This is a genomic window from Brotaphodocola sp. (assembly GCF_983179755.1).
Genome location: NZ_CFAHBC010000030.1, coordinates 23125 through 30515 on the forward strand (window position 1 = coordinate 23125; position 7391 = coordinate 30515).

A 7391-nucleotide genomic window follows, 5' to 3' on the forward strand; every position below is an offset into this window, starting at 1 on the left:
CCGAGCGGATATCGAATAATAGAAAAAGGCGCTCTGGGAGACCCAAAGCGCCTTTACTTTATGAAACCACTATACAACGTTTTTTCTTATTTGTCAAATTATCCATTTACAATCTCCGCATTTTCTGATAAAATAAAGTCAACTTATAAGGAGAACTAATAATCATGGATATCAACTACGAATTATATAAAGTATTCTACCATGTTGCGAATACTCTCAGCTTCTCGGAAGCCTCCAAACAGCTCTTTATTTCCCAGTCTGCGGTCAGCCAGTCGATCAAGGTCCTGGAGAAAAAGTTAAATCAACCCTTATTTATCCGCAGTACGAAGCGCGTCCAGCTGACACCGGAGGGCGAGATCCTGCTCAAGCACATTGAGCCGGCGATGAATCTGATCCGTCAGGGCGAGAATCAGCTTCTTGAGGCCAACACCCTAAACGGCGGTCAGCTTCGCATCGGCGCGAGTGACACGATCTGCCGTTACTATCTGCTTCACTATTTAAAAGAATTCCATCGTCTCTATCCGGGCGTGCACATCAAGGTCACGAACCAGACCTCTATCGCCTGCGCCAAGCTCCTTGAGTCCGGTCAGGTCGACTTTGCGATCACAAACTATCCGAACTCCGGTCTCTCAAGCAGTCATCATGTGCGGGTGATCCGCGAGTTCCACGATGTCTTTGTCGCAAATGAGGAATACTCTGACCTGCGCGGAAAGAGCGTCTCCTTAAAGGAGCTTCAGACGTATCCGATTCTGATGCTCGACCGCAAGAGCACGACGAGCGAGTTTCTGCACAGCATGTTCCAGCGCCACCAGCTCGATCTTGTACCGGAGATTGAGATTTCGAGCAACGATCTGTTGATCGACCTTGCAAGAATCGGACTCGGCATTGCCTTTGTACCGGATTACTGCATTCCGGAGGAGGAGAAAAATCTCTTTATCGTCAATCTCGAGGAGGAACTTCCGACAAGACAGATGGTGGTCGCACACAATGAGAACGTGCCGATCTCGCAGGCGGCACGACAGTTTATGGAGATGCTCTAACTCAAGCGCGGTAATTTTGAAAGGGCATGTGAAATATTATTAAAAATATGGTTACACAAAAACAGCAGAAAAACTTCTCCTGTTCCAAGAAATTTTCCTGCTGTTTTATAATTCGTATCTGTATTTCTGTATTTTGCTATGCCCGTTTACAATCGCTCTTACGCAATCTCTCTGTTCTTCTCCGGTGCAAGCTGATCCAAGACTTCCTCAAACTCCGGATTCTCTCCGTACATTCTCACAGTCAGATCTTTTGTCAGATCCAGACTGCAAACACCTAAGATCGATTTTGCATCAATCACGACACGATTATAATAAACATCAATATCAAAATCGCACTTTCCTGCTGCTGTTACAAACGCCTTTGCCTCATCCAATGTTGCCAGTCTGATTTTTCTTTCCTTCATAATAAACAACTCCTTTTCTAAATTTGGAAGAAATTAGGATATTACCATTTGCAAAACGCGTCAACAGTAACATCACGCCTACTGGTTGTGAAAGGTATATCACGTTTCCGTGTCCATGTCAAATTTCAGTGTGTACGTAAAAGCTCTTGATTTTATGGGAAAACTGTACAAATTCCGGTACCGGTTCCACTTCGTTTTGCTCTTTTTTTTGTTTTTTACAAATCCTTTGCATGCTTTTTACAGAAAAAAGCCTATACAAATTCGGAAACAAGTTCACAAAAAACCGCCATTTTTGCAGAAAAAAGGCGGTTTTTTGCGCTTACAGACTCTTTGATTTTTTATTTTTCTGTGTGGCGTCCATTCGCATCTATCAGTTTTGCGCCGGATCTGCCATCAGCTTTTTCAAGTCATCGTACTTCATCTGGAGATAATTCTTCCACGCATTCTCATCGATGAACGGATTCGGCTCAGACGGATGATCGATCATAAACTGTCTCTTGTTCAAGAGATCGACATTGACACAGTGATTCGGCATGAAGATATCGACTTTTTCATTGATCACTTTCTCGATTGAGCGCAGATACGTCTCTCTCATCGAGTAATTTGTGTCTCCAATCTCAAGCAGAAACGATTTCTGAAGCGTGTTAAATCCAAATCCCCCATAATATCCGACTCGCTTCGTCTCCTTGCCGTCTGTCACGTCAAAGAAGCAGGAAATCACGCCCTCGGTGTGACCCGGAGCCTCATGGAATTCCACTTCCGTGTTTCCAAATTTGATCTTGTCTCCCTCATGGATCTCCACATCCGGCACAAAGAGCTCATCCATGTAGTCCGTGCTCTCCTGCACAAGTGCAAGTTCCGGGTGTTCACGGAACATCTTCGCATCCAGAGCGCCAAGATAAATTTTCGTTCCAAACATTCTCTTAAAGAAGTTAACCGCTCCAATGTGATCCACATGTCCGTGGGAGAGAACCATCCACTTCACATCAGCCGGGTTAAATCCCATCTCCCAGATCGCCTGAATCAGCATTGCGGTTGCACCATTTCCGCAGTTTCCGGCATCAAACAAAAGAAGTCCCTCGCCGGTATCCACGATGTGTGCACACACCCAGCTATCCCCCACATAATACAGATTTCCGTACATCTGAAACGGCTTTACATAGCGGGATTCCTGGTTGATCCAGATACGCGCCATCGGATTTTTTTTCATTTTTTCCCGACGTTCCAGATACTCCTCATACTCTGATTTCATCGACATAATTTTTCTCTCCCTTTTCTACTATTTTTTACTTAATCATGTGAACTATCAATTTTTAAAGTTTAGGATTCGATAACCGAATTGTCAATCCATCTCCGATTGTTTTTTTTGCTCTTTTTTCTGATTTTCTGTCTTTTTATGTCCCTATGTTCAAATGGCTGAGCAGGATTTCGACTGTCCCGTCATAAGTCATAAAGTGGGAACATCGAAATCTTCTCAGCCTGAGTTTATTTTCTATTCCATTTTATTTATTCCATTTCAAGAACAAAGAAACAAATGATATGTTTGTTTGCACACCATGATTCTTTAGTACAGCGGGTACATGAACTGGGCGGTCAGCGCACAGGTGATAATTGCCAGAAGCATGTACGGAACCGTAAATTTCAGAACCTTTACCGGGTTATATCCGCCCGCTGCAAATGCAACTGCTGCCTCACCGGAACCAGACGGGAATCCAAGTGCAAACATGTTTGCGGTACCGATGATCAGCACAACGCCTCTCGGGTCCCAACCACCTGCCAGACAGATCGAAGCTGCAATCGTGATCAGAACTGCCTGAGTTGCCGTGTTGGAGAGGAAAGTCGTCATCACAATCGTTGCTGCGGAGAAGACGAACATTACCATCATCGAGCTCGGATTTTCGCCAAGGATTGCAAGAACTGCATTTCCGATCAGATCACCTGCTCCTGAGGAACCAAGAGCATCTGCGACAACCAGAACGCCTGCGATCATCCAGATCATGTCAACGGTCATTGCCTTAACTGCCTCATCCGGCTTCATCACTCCACCGTAAAGCAGAGCGAGAACACCCATGCCCGGTGCCAGATACAGAAGATTTCCGGTCCACTTGTTCAAGATCATTAAAAGCATAACAATTACAAATACTGCATAAACATAAACTTCCTGTCCGTGGGTGAGGGCATTTGCCTTCTTGGACTCTTTTAAAGCACTCTTATCAACATCTCCATCATCCTTCGGCATCAACTTCCATCCAAAAATGCAGTAACCTGCTAGAACGATCATCGACGGAATTGCAAAGAAGAATGGATCCATCATCGTCAACTGCATGGACGGATCAGAGATGATTCCCTCATAGTAACCGTTGATCTGTGCAAACGTGGATGCTCCGAGACCAATCGGGAAACGGAACTTCCATGCACACAGAACACCGAGCAGAGGAAGCAGAAGTCTCTTTGCAGTCACATCACCAGTGTTTCCGAGAGTCATCAGAAAGACGATCATGATACTGATGACTGCGGTACTCGGAATGAACTGTGCAAAAACCATACCAACAATGTAGAACATCAGGATCAGGGCAATTCCGCTCTTTCCTTTCATGCTCTGCATCATTGTGCCGATCCGTGCGACGAGACTCGTCTTTGTGAGCGCCGCACTCAGCGCAAGCATCGGTGCAATCAGAACCACAATCTTGTTTCCAAATCCAGTAAAGGCTGCTGAAAGTTTCAGCACTCCCGTTGCGGCAAGTACGATACAGCAGGTCATCGTCGTCACACCAAACGGTACTTTATGCCAGACGAACATTACCATCATAAACAATGTCACCGCAAGTACAATATACATTTCCATTACGCTTCTCCTTTGAAAAATCCCTGATTCCAGTTTGTCTCTTCTGTCGTTACCGTTCATGCGTTGCACAAACGGTAACTGTTGTTTCCACTTATTTTTCGTCTTCTTTTTCCATCACCGCGCGAACCTGGCGCACTCTCTCATCAACGAACTGTGCCCAGATCGTGTCATCGAGGAATGGCTGACTCTCATCGGTGTACTGTCCTGCACGATCTACAATCTCGATCTGATTCGGATGGCTCGGAAGTGCAATATCCACATGGATGTTGCGGACTTTCTCTGCGTCATTTAAGAAACGCTCGCGCAGATCCGGGGTCAGATAATGGCTCGTCGCATAATACTTGTTGTTCATCGTATTGGCGCCGACACCGCCATGCATGCCGACCACATATTTCTCTCCGTTTGCCGGATTTGTCACGGTCCAGAAAAAGCTCGTGCAACCAACGGTATGACCCGGAGTCAGCATTGTGCGGATCTCCACATTTCCAAGGCAAATCGGCTCATCATCTGAGAAGAAACCATCCGGCTCAAACGGCTGTGGATGATCGTCTTTGTCGATTGCGATTGTCTCGTCCGGACATGCCTTCATGAACTCCCAGTCCTCCTTGGACATATAGAGTGGTGCTCCGGTCAGCTCCTTCATCGCCCGTGCTCCACCACAGTGGTCAAAGTGTGCATGGCTAATCAGGATCATCTTGATGTCTTCCGGTTTATAGCCGAGACGATAAATCGAATCCACAAGCATATAAAGGCTCTCTGTGATTGCCGTATCAATCAAAATCAGTCCGTCTCCGGTGTCAATCAGGTAACAGCCCACCCAAGTCTGACCTGCGACATACCAGGTCTGTGGAGCCACCTGAAACGGTTTGATCGCCAGCGTCCATGGCTTATAGGCCAGTGTCGCTACCGGATCTTTTGTCGGTGGTGTGCATCGAAATCCCATGTGAATACTCTCCTTTTTCCTTAACGAAATCATTTTTTGATCTCTTGTTATTTTTACTATTTTCTTTTCAACAACGTTGTTTTTTTGATCTGTTTTTATTATAATTATCCCAATAGCTAAATACAACTTATTGATAATTATATTTTCTCTAATTATTTATTAGATATATTCGTTAACAAATTTGCGAAATATCGATCGCCAGGATTTGAAAAAAAGAGCATTTTAAAGAAAAGAAACAAAGGAAGAAAAAGAAACAAAAAGAAAACAAAGAAAGAAGGATAAGAAGAATATGGATCTTCATCAGTTGGAATACATTCTTACAATTGAACAGGAAAAGAGCATTTCCCGGGCAGCGGAACGGCTGTTTCTCACACAACCTGCACTGAATCAGCAATTACTGCGCCTTGAGAAGGAACTTGGAACTCCTCTCTTTGAGCGCCGTAATCGGACGATGCTTCCTACTTACGCAGGAAGAATTTATCTGAATACTGCCAAAGAAATGCTCTCGATGAAAAAAGAGACCTATAAAATGATTCACGACATTGCCGAGGAACGGCGCGGTGAAATATCGATTGCCTACACCCCGGAGGCGGGATCACGGATGTTCGCCAAGATCTATCCGGTCTTTCATCAGAAATATCCAGATATCACGTTTAAGATCCATGAAGCCCGCGTCAAGGAGATGGAGCGTCTGATTCTTCAGAAGGTTGTGGACTTTGCCTGCAATTCCTACTATGAGCGGAGCATACACCCGGATCTCGAGTACATCAACATGGATTCCGAATATATGGTGCTCGGCGTTCCGTCCTCCCACCCGCTCGCCCACCTTGCCGGTGAAAAGAGCTGGGAGACCCTGCCCGAGATCAACCTTTCTCTGTTTCGGGACAATTCGTTTATCCTTCTCGGAAAAGAGACCCGAATGCGCGATATGATCGATCTGTGTTTCTCTAATGTCGGATTCTCCCCGAAGATTCTGTTTGAATCCATCAGCACGGCAACCGTTGTCAGCATGGTCAAATCCCAGATTGCTCCGGCTTTCTTCCCACAGTCCTACGTCCGCCCGAGCGAGGAGATCGTCTACTTTACGGTTCCGCCAAGACTTCGCTGGATGAGAAGCATCTCGTTTTTGAAGGGTTCTTACCTGACAAAACCGGAAAAGTATTTCATCGCACTTGCGACCGACTATGTGCGCGGGCAGGTAGATAAGAGTCTGGGGTTATAAATCAGTCATTTTTCTGATAGGACAACTTTTTAGTTTTCGGGTCTTTTGTGAATTTTGCAAAGAATTCACTCCAGACTTCCTCACACTCAGACGGCCAGGTCGCATGTGCCTTCGTCGCCGTCTCTGTCAGATGAAGCATCGGAACGCCCCCCTCTGTCTCAAACACATAGTGAGTGAGCAATCCCTTCTGGTAACTGCAATGTTTGCCCTCATCCATGTAAGTGTAATCCGCCCAGTGCTTCGTGAGCTGATAGCGGTCGCACCAGTAATCCACTAATCTTTCAGATCCGGAAAATCCGCCCTTAAATGCCGAGTCACAGCATCCAAGATTTGCCATGATCGCAATGTCTGATCCCTCAATCGGAGGATTCTCCTGCTCGCCCCGCATAACTGCCTCAATATCAATATCTCTTGCGGAGAACGGAGCGACTGCCGTAAAGTAATCCGGGCGGTACGCTGCACATGCCCAGCTCATCATTCCGCCTGAAGACTGACCGCTTCCATAAATCCGTCTCTGATCCACCGGATAATTCTCAATCAGCCACTCATAGACATAATCGAGAAATTTCATGTCTGCCGGGCGCTCCGGCTGAGGATTTCCTGTATTCCACATCGGACGGAATATATTGTTTGTGCGAATCTCACTGATCTCACGAACCTCATTCGGCTCAGAAGCGGACATCATCACAATCATAAAGCCATGACGGTCTGCGACCGTGCTCCAGCCGATACGGTCTGCGATCTCATCCCCACCTCCACCTGCACCGTGGAAAACAAAGACAACCCCAGTTTGTAGAAAAAAGCGAAATTAAAAACGTCGCCAACGCGATTTGTCGCCTGTTTGAAGAAAAAAGCGGAATCAGGCTCAAGGTATAAAACTCATTTTTCTAATCGAGTAGGAGGCGGTGACTAACCGCCGTCCTCTCACACCACCGTG

7 protein-coding genes are annotated in these 7391 nt (G+C 46.0%); 2 read left to right on the forward strand and 5 right to left on the reverse strand.

Features of this window, described 5'->3' with window-relative positions; translation table 11 throughout:
- Window positions 1–164 precede the first annotated feature (164 nt).
- Complete coding sequence (locus AC4EVX_RS10435) at window positions 165–1040, forward strand: LysR family transcriptional regulator (protein ID WP_308451075.1); 876 nt, start codon at window positions 165–167, stop codon at window positions 1038–1040.
- A gap of 158 nt (window positions 1041–1198) precedes the next feature.
- On the opposite strand, the gene AC4EVX_RS10440 is transcribed toward AC4EVX_RS10435, so the two are convergent.
- From AC4EVX_RS10440 to AC4EVX_RS10455, 4 genes are all read right to left on the reverse strand, one after another.
- The gene (locus tag AC4EVX_RS10440) at window positions 1199–1444 is read right to left on the reverse strand and encodes an HPr family phosphocarrier protein (protein ID WP_177977414.1); all 246 of its coding nucleotides are present in this window, start codon (window positions 1442–1444) and stop codon (window positions 1199–1201) included.
- A 370-nt stretch (window positions 1445–1814) separates the two neighbouring features.
- The gene (locus AC4EVX_RS10445) at window positions 1815–2702 is read right to left on the reverse strand and encodes an MBL fold metallo-hydrolase (protein ID WP_490160180.1); all 888 of its coding nucleotides are present in this window, start codon (window positions 2700–2702) and stop codon (window positions 1815–1817) included.
- A 306-nt stretch (window positions 2703–3008) separates the two neighbouring features.
- A complete protein-coding gene (locus AC4EVX_RS10450) occupies window positions 3009–4289 on the reverse strand; it encodes an SLC13 family permease (protein WP_490160181.1) in 1281 nt (426 codons plus the stop codon).
- Window positions 4290–4380: 91 nt separating this feature from the next.
- The gene (locus AC4EVX_RS10455; protein ID WP_177977412.1) at window positions 4381–5232 is read right to left on the reverse strand and encodes an MBL fold metallo-hydrolase; all 852 of its coding nucleotides are present in this window, start codon (window positions 5230–5232) and stop codon (window positions 4381–4383) included.
- Window positions 5233–5521: 289 nt separating this feature from the next.
- Here AC4EVX_RS10455 and AC4EVX_RS10460 point away from each other — a divergent pair, with 289 nt between their 5' ends.
- Window positions 5522–6454 (forward strand): LysR substrate-binding domain-containing protein, encoded by a 933-nt coding sequence (locus AC4EVX_RS10460; RefSeq protein WP_177977411.1) that lies wholly within the window; start codon window positions 5522–5524, stop codon window positions 6452–6454.
- Between the two features lies 1 nt (window position 6455).
- Here AC4EVX_RS10460 and AC4EVX_RS10465 read toward each other — a convergent pair whose 3' ends face one another.
- Window positions 6456–7148 (reverse strand): prolyl oligopeptidase family serine peptidase, encoded by a 693-nt coding sequence (locus tag AC4EVX_RS10465; protein ID WP_490160182.1) that lies wholly within the window; start codon window positions 7146–7148, stop codon window positions 6456–6458.
- Window positions 7149–7391: the final 243 nt, after the last annotated feature.